This window comes from Mesorhizobium sp. M0060, assembly GCF_040323155.1.
In the GTDB taxonomy this organism is placed as follows: Bacteria; Pseudomonadota; Alphaproteobacteria; order Rhizobiales; family Rhizobiaceae; genus Mesorhizobium.
Genome location: NZ_JAMYUP010000068.1, coordinates 1 through 17,691, shown reverse-complemented (window position 1 = coordinate 17,691; position 17,691 = coordinate 1). Strand labels below are relative to the sequence as shown.

The 17,691-nt window shown below is 60.9% G+C and carries 21 protein-coding genes; 19 read left to right on the top strand and 2 right to left on the bottom strand.

What is annotated here, in order from left to right; all coding sequences use genetic code 11:
• The first annotated feature begins 2 nt into the window (after positions 1 to 2).
• From fba to gph, 7 genes are all read left to right on the top strand, one after another.
• Entirely contained in the window at positions 3 to 1,082 is a 1,080-nt protein-coding gene (gene fba, locus NKJ94_RS32280; protein ID WP_352531207.1) for a class II fructose-bisphosphate aldolase, read from the top strand.
• A 20-nt stretch (positions 1,083 to 1,102) separates the two neighbouring features.
• A complete protein-coding gene (locus NKJ94_RS32275; RefSeq protein WP_502904235.1) occupies positions 1,103 to 2,596 on the top strand; it encodes a ribulose-bisphosphate carboxylase large subunit in 1,494 nt (497 codons plus the stop codon).
• 18 nt (positions 2,597 to 2,614) lie between these two features.
• Positions 2,615 to 3,049, top strand: a complete 435-nt coding sequence (locus NKJ94_RS32270) for a ribulose bisphosphate carboxylase small subunit (RefSeq protein ID WP_352531205.1) — start codon at positions 2,615 to 2,617, stop codon at positions 3,047 to 3,049.
• Positions 3,050 to 3,057: 8 nt separating this feature from the next.
• Complete coding sequence (cbbX, locus tag NKJ94_RS32265) at positions 3,058 to 3,996, top strand: CbbX protein (RefSeq protein ID WP_352531203.1); 939 nt, start codon at positions 3,058 to 3,060, stop codon at positions 3,994 to 3,996.
• Between the two features lie 62 nt (positions 3,997 to 4,058).
• On the top strand, positions 4,059 to 4,745 hold the full coding sequence (gene rpe / locus NKJ94_RS32260) for a ribulose-phosphate 3-epimerase (RefSeq protein ID WP_352531201.1): 687 nt from the start codon (positions 4,059 to 4,061) through the stop codon (positions 4,743 to 4,745).
• Positions 4,746 to 4,767: 22 nt separating this feature from the next.
• Complete coding sequence (locus NKJ94_RS32255; RefSeq protein ID WP_352531199.1) at positions 4,768 to 5,325, top strand: thioredoxin family protein; 558 nt, start codon at positions 4,768 to 4,770, stop codon at positions 5,323 to 5,325.
• Complete coding sequence (gene gph / locus NKJ94_RS32250; protein ID WP_352531197.1) at positions 5,322 to 6,035, top strand: phosphoglycolate phosphatase; 714 nt, start codon at positions 5,322 to 5,324, stop codon at positions 6,033 to 6,035. Before NKJ94_RS32255 ends, gph begins: the two co-directional genes overlap by 4 nt.
• 51 nt (positions 6,036 to 6,086) lie before the next feature.
• On the opposite strand, the gene NKJ94_RS32245 is transcribed toward gph, so the two are convergent.
• The gene (locus NKJ94_RS32245; protein WP_352531195.1) at positions 6,087 to 6,464 is read right to left on the bottom strand and encodes a c-type cytochrome; all 378 of its coding nucleotides are present in this window, start codon (positions 6,462 to 6,464) and stop codon (positions 6,087 to 6,089) included.
• A 367-nt stretch (positions 6,465 to 6,831) separates the two neighbouring features.
• On the opposite strand from NKJ94_RS32245, the gene NKJ94_RS32240 reads away from it, so the two are divergent.
• From NKJ94_RS32240 to NKJ94_RS32220, 5 genes are all read left to right on the top strand, one after another.
• A complete protein-coding gene (locus NKJ94_RS32240) occupies positions 6,832 to 7,041 on the top strand; it encodes a hypothetical protein (protein WP_352531193.1) in 210 nt (69 codons plus the stop codon).
• 47 nt (positions 7,042 to 7,088) lie between these two features.
• Positions 7,089 to 8,078 (top strand): ABC transporter substrate-binding protein, encoded by a 990-nt coding sequence (locus NKJ94_RS32235; protein ID WP_502904234.1) that lies wholly within the window; start codon positions 7,089 to 7,091, stop codon positions 8,076 to 8,078.
• Positions 8,075 to 8,872, top strand: a complete 798-nt coding sequence (locus tag NKJ94_RS32230; RefSeq protein ID WP_352531189.1) for an ABC transporter permease — start codon at positions 8,075 to 8,077, stop codon at positions 8,870 to 8,872. Before NKJ94_RS32235 ends, NKJ94_RS32230 begins: the two co-directional genes overlap by 4 nt.
• Positions 8,841 to 9,581: an ABC transporter ATP-binding protein gene (locus NKJ94_RS32225; RefSeq protein ID WP_352531227.1), complete on the top strand. Its 741-nt coding sequence runs from the start codon at positions 8,841 to 8,843 to the stop codon at positions 9,579 to 9,581. Before NKJ94_RS32230 ends, NKJ94_RS32225 begins: the two co-directional genes overlap by 32 nt.
• A 108-nt stretch (positions 9,582 to 9,689) precedes the next feature.
• Positions 9,690 to 10,031, top strand: coding sequence for a thiosulfate oxidation carrier complex protein SoxZ (locus NKJ94_RS32220; RefSeq protein WP_352531187.1), 342 nt, complete (start codon positions 9,690 to 9,692; stop codon positions 10,029 to 10,031).
• 28 nt (positions 10,032 to 10,059) lie between these two features.
• Here the strand turns inward: NKJ94_RS32220 and NKJ94_RS32215 are convergent, their stop codons facing one another.
• The gene (locus NKJ94_RS32215) at positions 10,060 to 10,413 is read right to left on the bottom strand and encodes a hypothetical protein (protein ID WP_352531185.1); all 354 of its coding nucleotides are present in this window, start codon (positions 10,411 to 10,413) and stop codon (positions 10,060 to 10,062) included.
• A 680-nt stretch (positions 10,414 to 11,093) separates the two neighbouring features.
• Here NKJ94_RS32215 and NKJ94_RS32210 point away from each other — a divergent pair.
• From NKJ94_RS32210 to NKJ94_RS32180, 7 genes are all read left to right on the top strand, one after another.
• Positions 11,094 to 12,995 carry a methanol/ethanol family PQQ-dependent dehydrogenase gene (locus tag NKJ94_RS32210; RefSeq protein ID WP_352531183.1) on the top strand — a complete coding sequence of 634 codons (1,902 nt, stop codon included), beginning with the start codon at positions 11,094 to 11,096 and terminating at the stop codon, positions 12,993 to 12,995.
• Between the two features lie 156 nt (positions 12,996 to 13,151).
• A complete protein-coding gene (locus tag NKJ94_RS32205) occupies positions 13,152 to 13,676 on the top strand; it encodes a c-type cytochrome, methanol metabolism-related (protein WP_352531181.1) in 525 nt (174 codons plus the stop codon).
• 1 nt (position 13,677) lies between these two features.
• On the top strand, positions 13,678 to 14,541 hold the full coding sequence (locus tag NKJ94_RS32200) for a substrate-binding domain-containing protein (protein ID WP_352531179.1): 864 nt from the start codon (positions 13,678 to 13,680) through the stop codon (positions 14,539 to 14,541).
• A gap of 692 nt (positions 14,542 to 15,233) precedes the next feature.
• On the top strand, positions 15,234 to 16,172 hold the full coding sequence (gene pqqB / locus NKJ94_RS32195; RefSeq protein WP_352531177.1) for a pyrroloquinoline quinone biosynthesis protein PqqB: 939 nt from the start codon (positions 15,234 to 15,236) through the stop codon (positions 16,170 to 16,172).
• Positions 16,169 to 16,927 (top strand): pyrroloquinoline-quinone synthase PqqC, encoded by a 759-nt coding sequence (gene pqqC / locus NKJ94_RS32190; protein ID WP_352531175.1) that lies wholly within the window; start codon positions 16,169 to 16,171, stop codon positions 16,925 to 16,927. The genes pqqB and pqqC overlap by 4 nt, the downstream gene beginning before the upstream one ends.
• The gene (gene pqqD / locus NKJ94_RS32185; RefSeq protein ID WP_352531173.1) at positions 16,924 to 17,220 is read left to right on the top strand and encodes a pyrroloquinoline quinone biosynthesis peptide chaperone PqqD; all 297 of its coding nucleotides are present in this window, start codon (positions 16,924 to 16,926) and stop codon (positions 17,218 to 17,220) included. The genes pqqC and pqqD overlap by 4 nt, the downstream gene beginning before the upstream one ends.
• Positions 17,217 to 17,691: radical SAM protein (locus NKJ94_RS32180; protein ID WP_352531171.1), on the top strand; the 475-nt coding region annotated here is incomplete at its 3' end. The genes pqqD and NKJ94_RS32180, both read left to right, overlap by 4 nt.

Sequence of the window (17,691 nt, the reverse complement as noted above, 5' to 3'; positions counted from 1 at the left end):
CAATGGCCCGCATCACCCTTCGCCAGCTTCTCGATCATGCCGCCGAGCACGGCTACGGCGTGCCGGCATTCAACATCAACAACATGGAACAGGGCCTCGCCATCATGGAGGCGGCCAAGGCCTGCGACGCGCCGGTCATCATCCAGGCCTCGCGCGGCGCCCGCTCCTATGCCAACGACATCATGCTGGCGAAGATGATGGAGGCGTTGACCGAAATCCATCCGGCCATTCCGCTATGCATCCATCAGGATCACGGCAACAACGAAGCCACCTGCCTTTCGGCGATCCGCCACGGCTTCACCTCGGTGATGATGGACGGGTCGCTGATGGCAGACGCCAAGACGCCAGCAAGCTACGATTACAACGTCGCCGTCACCGAACGTGTCGCACGCATGGCGCATTGGGTCGGCGCTTCCGTCGAAGGCGAGCTCGGCGTGCTCGGCTCGCTGGAAACCGGCCAGGGCGAGGCCGAGGACGGGCACGGCGCCGAAGGCGCGCTTTCCCACGACCAGCTTTTGACCGATCCCGATCAGGCGGTCGACTTCGTGACCACCACCCAGGTCGACGCGCTGGCGATCGCCTGCGGCACCTCGCACGGCGCCTACAAATTCAGCCGCAAGCCCGACGGCGGCATTCTGGCCATGCAGGTGATCGAGGCGATCCACGAAAAGCTGCCCAACACGCATCTGGTCATGCATGGCTCTTCCTCCGTGCCGCAGGAACTGCAGGACATCATCAACAAATATGGCGGCGCGATGCCTCAGACCTTTGGCGTTCCGGTCGAGGAGATCGAGCGCGGCATTCGTTACGGCGTGCGCAAGGTCAACATCGACACCGATTGCCGCATGGCCATGGCCGGGCAGTTCCGCCGCGTCGCGACGGAGGACCCGCGCGAATTCGATCCGCGAAAATTCCTGAAACCCGCCATGGACGCCCTGCGCGACCTTTGCCGTGATCGCTTCGAGCGCTTCGGCACCGCGGGCAATGCCTCGAAGATCAGGGTCATCGCCATGGACGAGATGGCGAAACGTTACGCCGCAGGAAAACTCGACCCGCATATCGCAACTGCGAAAGCCGCCTGAGCGGCAACAGGAGACCTGTCATGAACAAGATCGACATGCCGTCAGCAGGCACGCTCAAGGAAGGCAGCGAACGCTACAAGTCGGGCGTCATTCCCTACAAGAAGATGGGCTACTGGGAGCCGGACTACCGGCCCAAGGAGACCGACCTGATCGCCATGTTTCGGATCACGCCGCAGCCCGGCGTCGACCACGAGGAGGCGGCCGCCGCCGTCGCCGGTGAATCCTCTACCGCGACATGGACGGTGGTGTGGACCGACAGGCTGACCGCCTGCGAGCTTTATCGCGCCAAGGCGTTCAAATCCGAGCCGGTGCCGAACACAGGTCCCGGCACCAGGATCGAGCAGCAGTACTTCGCCTATATCGCCTACGACCTCGACCTGTTCGAGCCAGGCTCAATCGCCAACCTGACTGCATCGATCATCGGCAACGTGTTCGGCTTCAAGGCAGTCAAGGCCTTGCGGCTCGAGGACATGCGCATTCCGGTGGCTTACCTCAAAACCTTCCAGGGCCCGGCGACCGGCATCGTGGTGGAACGCGAGCGGCTCGACAAGTTCGGCCGGCCGCTGCTCGGCGCGACGACGAAGCCGAAGCTTGGCCTGTCAGGCCGCAACTACGGCCGCGTCGTCTACGAGGCGCTGAAGGGTGGCCTCGACTTCGTCAAGGACGACGAGAATATCAACTCGCAGCCCTTCATGCACTGGCGCGACCGCTTCCTCTACTGCATGGAGGCTGTGAACAAGGCGTCGGCCGCCACCGGCGAAGTCAAGGGCCATTATCTCAACGTCACCGCCGGCACGATGGAGGAGATGTACGAGCGCGCCGAATTCGCAAAACAGCTTGGCTCCTGCATCGTCATGATCGATCTCGTCATTGGCTACACGGCGATCCAGTCGATGGCCAAGTGGGCACGCCGCAACGACATGATCCTGCACCTGCACCGCGCCGGCAACTCGACCTATTCGCGCCAGAAGAACCACGGCATGAATTTTCGCGTCATCTGCAAATGGATGCGGATGGCCGGCGTCGATCACATCCATGCCGGCACGGTGGTCGGCAAGCTGGAAGGCGACCCGCTGATGATCAGGGGTTTTTATAACACGCTGCGCGAGGAGCGCACGCCGCAGAACCTCGAAACAGGGCTGTTCTTCGATCAGGACTGGGCCTCGCTCAACAAGGTGATGCCCGTCGCCTCGGGCGGCATCCATGCCGGCCAGATGCACCAGTTGATCCATTATCTCGGCGAGGACGTCATCCTGCAGTTCGGCGGCGGCACGATCGGCCATCCGGACGGCATCCAGGCCGGCGCGACGGCCAATCGTGTCGCGTTGGAGGCGATGATTCTCGCCCGCAACGAGGGTCGCGACTATCTGCGCGAAGGGACCAAAATTCTCGAACAGGCGGCCAGATGGTGCACGCCGCTGAAGGCGGCCCTGGAGACCTGGAAGGACGTCACCTTCAACTACGAATCGACCGACACGGCCGACTTCGTGCCAACCGCAACGCCCAGCTTCTAGACGAAAGGAACCGTCGCCATGATGACCAATCCGGGAAACAAGGTCACGCAGGGACAGTTTTCGTTCCTGCCCGACCTGACCGATGAGCAGATTTCGGCGCAGATCAAATACGCGCTGAAAAACCACTGGGCGGTCAGCGTCGAGTACACGGACGATCCGCATCCGCGAAACACCTATTGGGAAATGTACGGCAACCCGATGTTCGACCTGAAGGACCCGGCGGGCATCCTGCTGGAAGTGAACAATTGCCGGAAAGCCATGCCCAACATGTATGTCCGGTTGACCGCCTTCGATTCGACCAAGGGCTGGGAAGCGCCGCGCATGTCGTTCATCGTCAATCGGCCGCCCAACGAACCCGGGTTCCGGCTGCTGCGCCAGGAGCGCGACGGCCGCAGCCAGGGCTATTCGATCGTGCCCTATGCGACCGACAGGCCCGAAGGCGAGCGGAGCTAGCCCAAACCATGCTGGATGCGATAGCAAAGGGCGCTGCCGCGCAGGACGAATCGGTTGATCTGCAGGCCGAGTTCGAGGCCTCTAACATCGACGAGGTGATGGACAAGCTCGACCGCGAACTCGTTGGCCTGAAGCCCATCAAGAACCGCATCCGCGAGATCGCGGCTCTCCTCCTGGTCGACCGGCTTCGCCGCAAGTTCGGGCTGACCTCGGGCGCGCCGACGCTGCACATGAACTTTACGGGAAATCCCGGCACCGGAAAGACCACCGTGGCGCTCAGGATGGCCGAAATCCTGCATCGTCTCGGCTATATCCGCGAAGGCCACATGGTCGCGGTGACGCGAGACGATCTCGTCGGCCAGTATGTGGGCCACACCGCGCCAAAGACCCGCGAAGTGATCAAGCGCGCCATGGGCGGCGTGCTTTTCATCGACGAGGCCTACTATCTCTACAAGCCCGAGAACGAACGCGACTACGGCCAGGAATCGATCGAAATCCTGCTGCAATGCATGGAAAACAACCGAGACGATCTGGTTGTAGTTCTTGCCGGCTACAAGAACAAGATGGACCGCTTCTTCGACAGCAATCCCGGCATGCGCTCGCGCATTGCCCACCATCTCGATTTTCCCGACTACGGCGTCACCGAGCTGAAATCGATCGCCGAGATCATGCTGGCGGAACAGAATTACCGTCTCAGCGAGGCGGCGGCCAAGGCGCTCGAAGAGTATCTCCCGATCCGCATGCGGCTGCCGCATTTCTCCAACGCTCGCTCGGTCCGCAATGGCCTCGACCGGGCGCGGCTTCGCCAGGCCAACCGCCTTTTCGCGTCGCGCGACCGGGCGTTGACGAAAACCGACCTTATCACCATTGAGGAATCCGACATTCGCGGCAGCCGCGTGTTCGCGGAAGGTAAGCTCGAAGGCGAACCGGAGACGAAGGCGCGCTGACAAGATGAGGCCGGTTGGTGTGCAGCGACCGGAAACGGAAGACAGAATGGGAGCCGACGACCATGGGTACTAAGACAATCATCGCGCCCTCGGTGCTTTCTGCGGACTTCTCGCGGCTCGGCGACGAGGTCGAAGCTGTCGTCCGGGCGGGTGCCGACTGGATCCACCTCGACGTCATGGACGGCCATTTCGTGCCCAACATCACCTTCGGTCCGCCGGTGATCAAGGCGATCCGTGATCGAACGGACAAGATCTTCGACTGCCATCTGATGATCGCGCCGGCCGACTCCTATCTCGCCGCCTTCGCCGATGCCGGCTGCGACATCATCACGGTGCATGCCGAGGCTGGGCCGCATCTCGACCGTTCGCTGCAGGCAATCAGGAATCTCGGCAAGAAGGCCGGCGTGTCGCTCAACCCGGCGACGCCGGAAAGCGTCATCGAGTATGTGCTCGACCGGCTCGATCTGGTGCTTCTGATGACGGTCAACCCAGGCTTCGGCGGCCAGGCGTTCATTTCGGCGGTCATCGACAAAGTCAGGCGGGTCAAGGCACTGGTCGCCAATCGCCCGATCGACATCGAGATCGACGGCGGCGTCACGCCCGAGACCGCTCCGTTGGTCACCGCGGCCGGCGCCAATGTGCTGGTCGCCGGCTCGGCCATCTTCAAGGGTGGCACCGAGGCTGCCTATCGTGCCAATATCGGCGCCATCAGACAGGCGGCCGACGGGGCGATCCGGAAAGCCGCGTAAACTGTTTCATCGGAGGGCGAACATGGCGGCAATTCCACCTGTCTGCGATTTCGGCTGGCAAGCCATCGATGCCGTCTTGCCAGGGGTCGACGGCAAATCCCATTCGATCTTCAGTCACGCCGGTCCGAACGGGCTGGTGGTGGCCTTCATCTGCAACCACTGCCCCTATGTGAAGGCAGTGATTTCACGCATGGTGCGCGACGCCAACGACCTCAAGGCCGAAGGCATCGGCTTTGTCGCGATCAACTCAAACGATGCCGACGCTTATCCGGATGATTCCTTCGACAACATGAAGCTCTTCGCCAAGACGAACGGCTTCACTTTCCCCTACCTCCACGACGAGCGCCAGACGGTGGCGCGTGCCTACGGAGCCGTTTGCACTCCCGATTTCTTCGGGCTCAACAACGAGTTGACACTGCAATATCGCGGCCGGCTGGACGCCGCGCGGCGCGACGCTGGACCGCCCCGGCTGAGGCGCGACCTGTTCGAGGCGATGAAGCAGGTTGCCCGAACCGGCGACGGGCCGCTGGACCAGATCGCTTCGATCGGCTGCTCGATCAAGTGGAAGGATGCCGCATGAATGTCGGCGTGGGAAGGCCGTTGCGGTCGCCGAAAGCGATCCTGTTCGATCTCGACGGCACGCTGGTCGATTCGGCGCCCGATCTAGCGGCCGCCGTCAACGAGTTGCTGGCCGGCCGCGATCTGCCGCCGCTGCGCCTGGAACAGGTCAAAGCCATGATCGGCGGCGGCGTCAGGAAACTGGTCGAGCGCGCCTTCGCGGCTTCCGGTACGCCGCTCCTCGGCAGCGCGCTCGAAGAGGCCATCCGCGTCATGGCGCCGATCTATCGCAGACATCTGACCGGCCTGACAAAGCTGATGCCTGGCGTCAGGGAGGTTCTCACGCATTTCCATTTGAGCGGAATAGCCATGGGCGTGGTGACCAACAAGCCGCAGTTGGCGGCTCGCGAAATCCTGCTGCATTTTGGACTGACGGAATATCTCGGCGCGATCGTCGGCGGAGACGCGGTGACATACTTGAAACCGGCGCCCGACGCTCTGTTGCTGGCGCTCGACCAGCTTCAGGTCGAACCTCGTGACACGCTGATGGTCGGAGACAGCAGCGCCGACGTGGCCGCGGCGCGCGCCGCCGGCATACCCGTCATTCTGCTGCGTGGCAGCTACACCCAAATTCCCGTTGAAGAGCTTGGCGCCGACCTCGTTTGCGACAGCTTGCTCGATCTGCCGTCCGCGATGCAGAGGCTGCAAGACGCTGCTTTACCCCAAGCGTAAAGCCCAGGCAAACGCTGGCCGGACGCAGTCCAAATGGCCGGCGGAGCCGCGTTACTTCGAGAATTGCTTCAGATAAGCGATGACGTTGGCGACGTCCTCGTCCTTTTTGAGGCCGACAAACGCCATCTTCGTTCCCTTGACCATGGCTTTCGGATCGTGAAGGTAGGTGGCCAACGTGGCTTCGTCCCATTTAACACCGGATTTCCCTGCCGCGACCATGGCTTGCGAATAGCTGAATCCGGGATGCGTGCCTGCCGTCCGGCCGATGACGCCGTTCAACGACGGACCGATCTTGTTCTTATCCTGGTCGGCGATATGGCAAACCTTGCATTTGGTGAAGACTTTCTCACCTGCCGCGGCATCCTGTGCCTGGGATTGGCTTGTGAAGGTCACAACGGATACGACGGCGAAAAATGCGATTGCGCGCATGGCATTTCCTCATTTGATCGTCTGGGTGCCCTGGACGATTTGCGCGTGTCGATGCTTTGACCGCCGGCATCCGCTTTTACGCGGGAGAGCGAACTATTCGCCCTTCCTCCCTGGAATGGCAGCACCTGCACGCCTCGAAAAGCTAGACTGCCGATGAAGGAAGTCAATCGTACTAAGGTCCTGTTTCGTTTCCCGACTGCGCAAAGTGGAAGTGCGTAGCGACATGCGGTTCACATTATTGACGCGTATTGGCCGAACGCGTAGCCTAACTTCAACCCGTTTCCTGTTTGGGCACCTTCAGGAAATCCGATGCAACTCCACAGCACGACTCTGGAGAGATCGCCGCAGAGGCGACGATAGGTGCCAAATGGACATGGTCGATCTCATATTAACGGTTTGCCTGAGCGCCAATCCGGGCAATTGCCGAGATGAACACCTCTATTTCGAGAGCCGCGGCTCTCTGTTCCAATGCATGTTCCTGGCGCCCGGCGAGATCGCAAAATGGTCTCAGGAACATCCAAGTCTCAAGATCGTGCGCTGGAAATGTGCCTTTGGGAGCAAGGAACGAGCGATTTGATCGACATCCCTGGTTCAGCGACGGCCCCAGGAAGAGGAGACGTCACGATGATTTCGCGGCGCAAAACGCTGCGTTTGGCGGCTCTTGGGACAGCCGCCATCCTCGCCTCAAGGCCGGTTGCTGTCTTTGCAGCAGCGAAGGTCCGAATTGGTGTCCTGAAGTTTGGCACCGTGAGCTGGGAACTCAATACGCTGAAACAACACAAGCTCGACGAGGCCAACAGGATCGATCTGGAAATTGTCTATTTCGCCGGGGAGGATGCGACCAACGTCGCGATGCTGGCCGGCGCGATTGACATGATCGTGACCGACTGGCTGTGGGTCTCGCGCCAGCGCTCCGAGGGCGGCGACCTTACAATGGCTCCTTATTCGACCGCCGTTGGGGCAATCATGGTGAAGGAGGAATCGCCGATCCGGACGATCGCCGACCTAAAGGAAAAGAAGATCGGTGTCGCCGGCGGCCCGCTCGACAAGAGCTGGCTACTGATTCAGGCGCTGGCCAGACGCGATCACGGCCTCGACCTGCCGACAGCCAGTGACGTCGCCTTTGGCGCGCCGCCGCTGATTTCGGAAAAGGCGATGCAGGGAGAACTCGATGCGGTACTCAATTTCTGGCACTTCTGCGCCCGGCTCGAGGCCAACGGCTTTCGTCGGTTGATCGGCGCGGATGATGCGGCGAAAGCGCTCGGAGCCTCGGGCGCCGTGTCGGCGCTCGGCTACGTCTTCCACGACCAATGGGCGAACGAGAATCCGGATGCCACCCGGGGCTTTGTCAAGGCCTCCAAGCAGGCCAAGGACTTGCTGGCCAGATCCGACGATGAATGGCTGCGTCTGGCGCCGCTCATTCGCGCGGAAGGCAAGGAGCTGGAAAAACTGCGCGACCGCTATCGCCAGGGCATTCCCAGACGGCCGGTCGCCGAAGAAGCGGCCGATGCGGGCAAGCTCTATCACGTGCTGGCTGCGATAGGTGGCGAGAAGCTGGTTGGCAGGGCGCCAGAGATGGCGCCCGGCACGTTCTGGCCGGAACTCGCGAAATGACCGCACCGGAGGACATGTCCGGTCGATCCAGCCTTGCGACGGCACTGACGCCAGCGCTGACGGTAGCGGTTTCCCTGCTCGGACTTTGCCTGCTGTGGAGCCTCGCGGCCCATCTGTGGCAAAGCCGTGCTTTCCCCTCACCAGGGCAGGTCTGGCAGGTGCTGCTCAGGGAAGCGGCGAGCGGCGACCTTTTTTATCATCTTGGCGCGACGCTCGGACGGGTTGCCGCGGCATACGTCGTCGCAATGATTATCGGCTCGGTCATCGGTGTCCTCCTTGGCAGCTACCGCGGTGCGGACCGGTTCTTCAATCCCTGGGTGATCCTGTTTCTCAACATTCCCGCGCTGGTGATCATCGTGCTCGCCTATATCTGGTTCGGCCTCAACGAGGCGGCGGCGATAGGCGCTGTTGCAGTGAACAAGATCCCGAATGTCGTAGTGACCATGCGCGAGGGCGCCAGGACGCTTGACCCACGTTATGCCGAAATGGCCGCCGTCTACCGCTTCGGCCCACTCGACCGCATCCGCCATGTTCTGCTGCCGCAACTGCAGCCCTATTTTGCCGCTGCCTCGCGATCCGGCATCGCTCTCATCTGGAAGATCGTCCTGGTGGTTGAACTGCTCGGACGTTCCAATGGCGTCGGCTTCCAGATCTATCTTTATTTCCAACTCTTCGACGTCGCCGCCATTCTTGCCTACACGCTGGCTTTCGTGGCGGTGATGCTTGTCATCGAACTCATCCTGGTGCAGCCCGTTGAACGACATGCAACCCGTTGGCGCCATCGCCCCGCTTAAGGTCGATATCGCCGAAAAGACCTTCAGATCCGCGCGAGGTGTCTCGGTAACGGCGCTTCAGGGTCTGTCCTTCGAGGTCCGGCAGGGCGAATTCGCCTGTCTGCTCGGGCCGTCGGGCTGCGGCAAGACCACGACGTTGCGTATCTTGCTTGGATTGGACAAAGACTTTTCCGGCTCTTTCCAACTGCCGCAAGGCGGCTCGAACCGCATCGCCGCCGTGTTCCAAGAGCCGACTTTGCTGCCATGGCGGACGCTCGAGCAGAATGTCAGACTGGCGCTGCCGAAAGGACTGAGGACGAAAAATCTCGACGGACTGTTCGCCAGTCTCGGCCTCACCGGCATGCGCTCGCTCTATCCAACGGAGCTTTCGCTCGGCCTTGCGCGCAGGGCAGCGCTTGCCAGGGCCTTCGCCAACGAGCCGGCGGTGCTTTTCCTGGACGAACCCTTCGTCTCACTCGATGAGCGGACCGCCGTGCGGCTTCGTCACCTGCTTCTGTCGGTGTGGTCGGCGCGGCCAACCACCGCCTTGATGGTAACGCACAATCTGCATGAAGCGCTGATGCTGTCGGACCGCATTATCGTGCTCGCGCCGCAACCGACCCATGTGCTGGGCATGTTCGACGTGCGGCTGCCGCGGCAATATCGCAATGCACGGGTGATGAGCGACCTCTTGCGGTCGTTCCATCGAAAATTCCCGGGCGTGACCTGATCGCCGCGGCGGCGAAATGCAGATCGGAAAAGCCATGTCGATCGATGGGGTACGGCGCAGGGCGTCAGGCGGCTGTTCGGCTCCCGCGGTCAAGGCATGGACGAGGCCATGGCGACGATGGGACAGATGAAACTGCGCCAGTTCCCGCCTCAAGAGACGATGACGAAGGTGCAGGAGTTGCAGTTGATGATCCGGCACCCAAACAATTCGGGCCTGCAGCGGGATCCGCTGACCCAGTATTTCATTCCCGCGCACTTCATCCACGAACTGTCGATCTCTCAAGCCGATCAGCCGATTCTCTCGATGGAGGGCGGAACATCGATTTCGGAGGATCCCAATTTCCGGTTCGATTTCACGGCGCACGGCAATGGCGAAATCCGTGTCGAGGCGACAGACACGGATGGCAAGGTATTTCGCGGCCATTGGCCGATGGAAACGGCGGGACTGTGAGGCACCGTCACGCGCCTATTCCGCCTGACTAGAAGCAACGTACGTCGGCTTCCGCCTGCGCGCGTTTCAGTTCTGTGCGCGCCGCCTTAGCTGGCGCGCTTTCGCGAAACAACCCTGCGGCCTCCCCTGTCGTCAGCGACATGCTTTTGAAGGTCTCCGCCCTCTCATAGTGATCGTAGGGAAGGATTGAGGCGATAACATCGATCGAGCAGGAACAGCTTTCAAGCGCCTGACGTGTCTGGCCATTTGTTTGCATGCAGCCGAGCACGTAGTCGGCAATGGTTGCCGTTGGGTAGTCTCCCGCGGCGCTGGCGGGGTTCGCAAAGGCCAGTGTCGCCGTAAAGACCAGCGGCAAGGTGGAAGATCCGACAGATCTGATCATGAGGAAACCTCCAGTTGGCCTGGACACTATGCACCCAGACAGGATCATCGCGCCAATTGGCGACGTGCCGCAAAGCCAGTCAAGCTCCCATGGCCTCTGTATAGGACCAAAGGAGGAATGCCCTATCGACCGACAAGAGGCCTTCACGGCAGCTTCATGGACCCGTTCCGCACCTCGCTTCCAGCGATCATTTCATGTCTCGCCCACTATCGGCAGCCAACGAGACGCACGCATACTTACCCCCAGACGCTTCGTAAACTATATCGAAATAAAATCAAATACGCACCGCACCGTGAATACGGGAGCAATAGGATCAATATATATATCGCAGCTTGCGGCCAGCCTATCAATAGTCTGACCTAAGATGCTTCTCTTATCTGCTTCTATATATTGCAGCGCATCATAATCGATATTGCGGTGCAAGAACGCGCTGCGGGTTTTTGCTTGCTTGGCCTTTTACGATGACATAGCTTTTTCCCTGTTTCCGGCTTCAAGAGCGCCATCGTCAGGGAGCGGTGGCAGTCTTTCGAAGGCCAAGTGGGGCGGGCAGTAACGGTGCCCTCTGCTTGTCGGGGTAGGTCGTGACAGCTGCCGGAAATACTTCCCCACATGAATCGCTTGGGCAAGCCCTTGTGGGCTTGACGGTCGATTTGTCACTGTGAACCTCGGGAGGATTTCGGATGCGTGTACTTGCGAAAGCTACCTATATTCTGACGACCGCGGCGTTTCTGTCGCTCGGCGCGGCCTATACGGCTTCGGCCAACGAAGACCTTGCAAAGCTCGCATCGGATGCGAAGAACTGGGCGATGCAGACAGGTGACTACGCCAACACCCGCTATTCCAAACTCAAGCAGATCACTGCGGACAATGTGAAGAACCTGCAGGTCAAATGGAGCTTTTCCACCGGCGTGCTGCGCGGTCACGAAGGCGGGCCGCTGATCATCGGCGATGTGATGTATGTCCACACGCCTTTCCCAAACAACGTCTTTGCTCTCGACCTCAAGAACGACGGGAAGATCCTCTGGAAATACGAACCCAAGCAGGATCCGAACGTTATAGCGATCATGTGCTGCGACACGGTCAATCGCGGTGTTGCCTATGGTGACGGCAAGATCATTCTCAACCAGGCCGACACCACCGTCGTCGCGCTCGATGCCAAGACCGGTAAGGTCGCCTGGTCGATCAAGAACGGCGACAAGACCGATGGCGGCAAGGGCGAATCAGGCACCTCTGCGCCCGTTGTCATCAAGGACAAGGTGCTCGTCGGTGTCTCCGGCGCCGAATACGGCGTTCGCGGCTGGATAGCCGCCTACAATCTGAGTGACGGCAAGCTCGCATGGAAAGCCTATTCGGAAGGTCCGGACGCAGACACCCTGATCGATCCCGAGAAGACCACCCAGCTCGGCAAGCCTGTCGGAAAGGATTCCGGCACGAACACCTGGGAAGGCGAACAGTGGAAGACAGGCGGCGGCACGACATGGGGATGGTATTCCTATGATCCCAAGCTGAACCTCGTCTACTACGGTACCGGCAATCCCTCGACGTGGAACCCGGTCCAGCGCCCCGGCGACAATCGCTGGTCCATGACAATCATGGCTCGCGATGCGGATACTGGTGTTGCCAAATGGCTCTACCAGATGACCCCGCATGACGAATGGGACTTTGATGGCATCAACGAGATGATTCTCGTCGACGGCATGGAGGTCAATGGCGCCAAGCACGACGTGCTGGTGCATTTCGACCGCAACGGCTTTGCCTACACCATGGACCGCGCCACCGGCGAACTTCTCGTCGCCAAAAAATACGATCCGGCAGTGAACTGGGCGACGGAAGTCAACATGGATCCCAAGAGCGACCAGTATGGCCGCCCGCAGGTCGTGGCCAAATATTCGACCCAGCAGAACGGCGAAGACACCAACTCGACCGGCATCTGCCCGGCCGCGCTTGGAACCAAGGACCAGCAGCCGGCCGCCTACTCGCCGAAGACCGGGTTGTTCTATGTGCCGACCAACCATGTCTGCATGGACTATGAGCCTTACAAAGTGAGCTACACCGCCGGTCAGCCCTATGTGGGCGCCACCGTGTCGATGTATCCGGCGCCTGGCGGTGACGGCAACATGGGCAACTTCATTGCCTGGGATGCAGCCAAGGGTGAGATCGTCTGGTCGAAGCCCGAGCAGTTCTCGGTGTGGTCGGGCGCATTGGCGACAGATGGCGACGTCGTCTTCTACGGTACCCTCGAAGGCTACATCAAGGCGGTCGATAAGGACGGCAAGGAACTTTACAAGTTCAAGACCCCGTCCGGCATCATCGGCAACATCACGACCTACGAGCATGACGGCAAGCAGTACATCGCCGTTCTGTCCGGCGTCGGTGGATGGGCCGGTATCGGTCTGGCAGGTGGTCTGCTTTCGCCCGATAACGCCGCTGCCTGGCATGGCGCCGTCGATCAGGGCCGTGCGCAGGGCGACGAGACCGCAGTCGTTGGAACCGCAGGACTGGGTGCCGTCGGCGGTTACGCGGCACTTGCCGACTATACGACGCTGGGTGGTCAGCTCACCGTCTTCGGCCTCCCGGACTGATAGCCGGGAAGAGCCTTACGACTAGGCTTGAAAAACGAGAGCCCGGGTCACCGGGAAGCCGGGAACCGGGCTCTCGATTGCGCCGCGCACCCAACACCGATCAATGCCGCTGCACGACGGCAGCCAGTGTCCCTGGCAAATGAAGGAAGTGTCTGAATGATCGTTCGCATTGCAGTTTCCGCTCTCGCGCTGGTCCTGCTGCCTCTGGCCAGCTCAAGTCTGGCACGGGCCGAAGACAGCATGGAAAAAGCCAAGGCGGTGAAGCAAGAAGGAGGCAAATATTTAGATGCGGACGGAAATCCGACCTACAAGATCGAAAACGGAACCGTCGATTGGTACACGTTCAGCGGGTACCGCCGGTATCACTCCGATTGCCATGTCTGTCACGGACAGGACGCAACAGGTTCGAGCTATGCGCCTGCCCTGGTCAATAGTCTGAAAAACATGGATTACGCCACGTTCCTCTCGATCGTCGCCGAGGGCCGCAAGAATGTCGGCGGCGGCAAGGAAAACGTCATGCCTGCCTTTGGCGACAACAAGAACGTCTATTGCTACCTGGACGACCTCTACGTCTATCTGCGCGCGCGCGCCGATGGCGCGGCGCCCCGCGGCAGGCCGCCCAAGCATGAAGACAAGGCCCAGGCAGCCAAGGATGCCGAGGCATCCTGCATGGGTGGATGATATGACCGGCCGCGATGCATCGAAGCTGCGCGTCGTTCTGCCGATCCTCGGCGCCCTCGCCTTGCTGCCGTCGAACGCCCTGGCGCAAGGTGCCGGCCTTGGCGCTGCGGGCGAACTGGTCGATCCCGACATTCTGCGCGTGTGCGCAGATCCCTCGAACATGCCCTTCACCGACAAGAACGGCCAAGGCTTCGAAAACAAGCTGGCTGAACTGGTTGCCAAGAAGACGGGGCGGAAATCAGTCGCTTACACATGGTTTCCCACTGTCACCGGCTTCGTGCGCAACACGCTGGGGGCCAACCGATGCGACGTCATCATGGGCTACGCCCAAGGCGATGAACTGGTGCAGAACACCAACGCCTATTATCGCTCCGCCTATGTGCTGGTGCACCCGAAAGGCAAGGGCATGGAGGGCGTCGAGACGATCGAAGATCCGAAACTTTCCGGCAAGAGAATCGGCGTCGTCGAAAGCACGCCGCCAACCGCCAACATGGCCGCCAACAAGCTTCTGCGGACCGCCAAGATCTACCCGCTGGCGGTGGATACGCGCGTCACCCCTTCCATGGGAGAAGTCATGATTAAGGACATGCTCGCCGGCAAGATCGACGCGGCGGTCTTGTGGGGGCCGATGGCAGGCTACTATGCCAGGGAACTCGGAGCCGATGTCACGATCGTTCCCCTGGTGAAGGAAAAAACCGGCTCGCGCATGTCTTACCGCATCACCATGGGCGTACGTCCGTCCGACCAGGAATGGAAGCGGACGCTCAACCGGGTGATCAGGGAAAACCAGGCGGAGATCACCAAGATCCTGCTGGGTTACAATGTGCCGCTGATCGACGAGCACGACAATCCGATCACGCAATAACTGGGATGGGCCCGGCCGAGGCAGGAATGTGGCAGGCGATGAAAGGAAAGGAAGCGATTTTGTTGCCCACGGCGGGTATCCCGGGCCTTACAGAGCCTGCATGGGCAGGCGAGGTCGACGAGCCCGCCGGCTATCGGCTGGACGGAGCGGACCAATTTGCCTGCAGGAGCGATGAGGAGAGACAAGGTTAGAAAGGACGTTCGTGACAGCACATGGCTGGCCAACCTGGGAGATGGCGCTATTTCGCAGGAGACCGCCAGCTATTTTCGCCAAGGCCCCGCAGGCCACAGCTACTTTCGATAGTTTTGTTTTTCGGCTTTCAAAAACCTACTGTTTCATTTGTCCATTTGAGACGTGATGGACGGGCCATTGCTTCGGTGCCCTGCAATGGTTGGCTAACGACAGCATCGGCCCCTTCGGGCTGATAGAAGAGGAGAAATGTTATGAAGAAGAGCTGGACAAAACCGACCATGTGTCAGGTTGCTGCGGGCTTTGAAATTTCGCGGTATCTGCCTGCTGAAATTACTCCCAAGAAGTAGGCCGCAGAGGTGCGTGTCCCTGGCAACAGGGGCGCGCATCCCTTGCCGCATGGGATTTTCGTGGAAAGGTTTTGACGCACGCAAAGCGGGCGGGACGTTTTTTGCGGCTGCAAATTGCCTGCTGGTCAGAGCAGCCGCGAGGCGGGCGTTTTCATGCGCTTGAGAATCATCGGATCGGCGGCAGGCGGCGGCTTTCCGCAATGGAACTGCAATTATCGTCTGAGTCGTGCGGCTCGCACCGGAATGGCTGGCGTGCATTCACGAACCCAATCAAGTGTCGCCGCCTCGGCGGATGGGCTCGGCTGGGTTCTTTTCAACGCCTCGCCCGACATTCGCCAGCAGATCGCGGCAACGCCTGAATTGCAACCCGCGGACGATGCGCCGCTGCGCTCGACGCCTATTCGCGCGGTGGTGCTGACCAATGCCGATGTCGATCATGTCGCCGGCCTGCTCAGCCTGCGTGAGCGGCAGCCTTTCGCTATTTATGCAACGACACAGGTTCTGGCGACGCTGAAGGCGAATTCGATTTTCAATGTTCTCGATCCGGCGCTCGTGCCGCGACGCATCTTGCCGCCGGCGAAAGAACTGGCGATCTGCGATGCAGACGGCCACGACACCGGCGTGGCTGTCGAGAGCTTTCCGGTGCCCGGGAAGATAGCGCTCTATCTTGAGGACAAAGACCATCCGGAGGCCAATTTTAGCTCCGACGCCGGTGACACGATTGGCGTCCGAATCGCTGGTGTCGGCTGTCGCGGCTCCGTCTTCTATATCCCCGGCTGCGCGCGCATCGATGCGACCCTGCGCACGCGTCTCACCGATGCCGCATGCCTTCTGTTCGACGGCACGGTCTACACCGACGACGAGATGATTGCTGCCGGCGTCGGTCAAAAAACCGGTGCGCGCATGGGGCACCTGGCGATGTCGGGAGACGCGGGGTCGATCGCCGGCTTGGCCGATGTGAGGATCGGCCGCCGTGTCTTTGTTCACATCAACAACACCAATCCGATCCTCGACGAGAATTCTGCCGAACACGCGGCGGTCAAGGCGGCAGGCTGGGAAGTCGCAGGCGACGGAATGGAGATGGAATTTTGAGTGATTTCCACGACGCGGCCAGGAATGGTCTGTCCTCCAGCGAGCTCGAAGCCGTGCTGCGGCAGGTCGGTGCCGAGCGCTATCACAACCGCCATCCTTTCCATCACAGGATGACCAGCGGTGCGCTGTCGAGGACCGAGATGCAGGCCTGGGCGCTGAACCGCTATTGCTACCAGGCTGTCATTCCGCGCAAGGACGCCATGATCCTCGCACATGCCGAGGACCCGGCGTTTCGTGCCGCCTGGCGCAAACGCATCGAGGACCATGACGGCGAGGACGGCTGGAGCGGCGGTATTGCGCGCTGGCTGCATCTGGCGACCTCGCTCGGTCTCGATGCCGATGCGGTGAAGAGTGAAAGGCTGGCACTGCCGGCAACACGTTTCGCGGTCGGCGCTTACCTCTCCTTTTGCACGAACCGGACGCTGTTCGAGGCGGTCGCGTCGTCGCTGACCGAGATGTTCTCGCCGCTCATTATCGGCGAGCGGGTGCCGGCGATGCTGGCCAAATACGATTACATCACCGAGGATACGCTGGCCTATTTCAGCCGACGCCCCGAACAGGCCTCGCGCGACGCCGACTTCGCCCTCGCCTATGTGCTCGGACATGCCGACACGGCGGAACGCCAGCAGCAGGCGATCGATGCACTGATGTTCAAATGCGATATACTCTGGGCCATGCTCGACGCGCTTCAACACGCCTATGGCGAGCCGGGAAACATCCCGCCCGGTGCCTTCCGTCCGGATGCAGCCCGATGATGGCGCTGCGCGAAAGAACCCTGGTGTCGCCGCGATCGGTGCCATCGCTGCCGAAGCACGTGCGCATACAGTACGACCCCGTGCGGCAGGCATTCGCCGTGCTTTCGCCCGAAAAAATATTCTGGCCGAACGACATCAGCCTCGACATATTGCGCCGCTGCGATGGGCGGTCCACGGTCGGTCACATCATTGCCGGTCTTGCCGCGGATTATGATGCCGAACAGGAGGCCGTGGCGGCCGACGTCATCGCCTTCCTGCAGGAATGGTCGGACAAGCTGCTGGTGAAGCTATGAGCGAGCCCCTTCTTCCTCCGATCGGCATGCTGGCGGAACTGACGCATCGCTGCCCGCTGCAATGCCCCTATTGCTCCAATCCGCTCGAATTGCTGAAGGCCAATCGCGAACTCGACACGCAGACCTGGCTCGACCTGTTCTCGCAGGCCGCCGATCTCGGCGTTCTCCAGGTGCATCTGTCCGGCGGCGAACCGACGCTGCGCCGCGACCTCGAGCAATTGATCGCCGGGCTTTCGGCGCGCGGCGTCTACACCAACCTGATCACCGCCGGCGTCGGCATTGCCGAAGGCCGCATCGAGGCGTTTGCCGAAGCCGGGCTCGACCATCTGCAGCTGAGCTTTCAAGGCGCACGGCCGGCGACCACCGACCGCATCGGCAACCACAAAGGCGGCCACGAAAAGAAGCTGGAGACGGCACGCCGGGCTCGCGCGGCCGGCCTGCCGCTTACCATCAACGCGCCGATCCATCGCC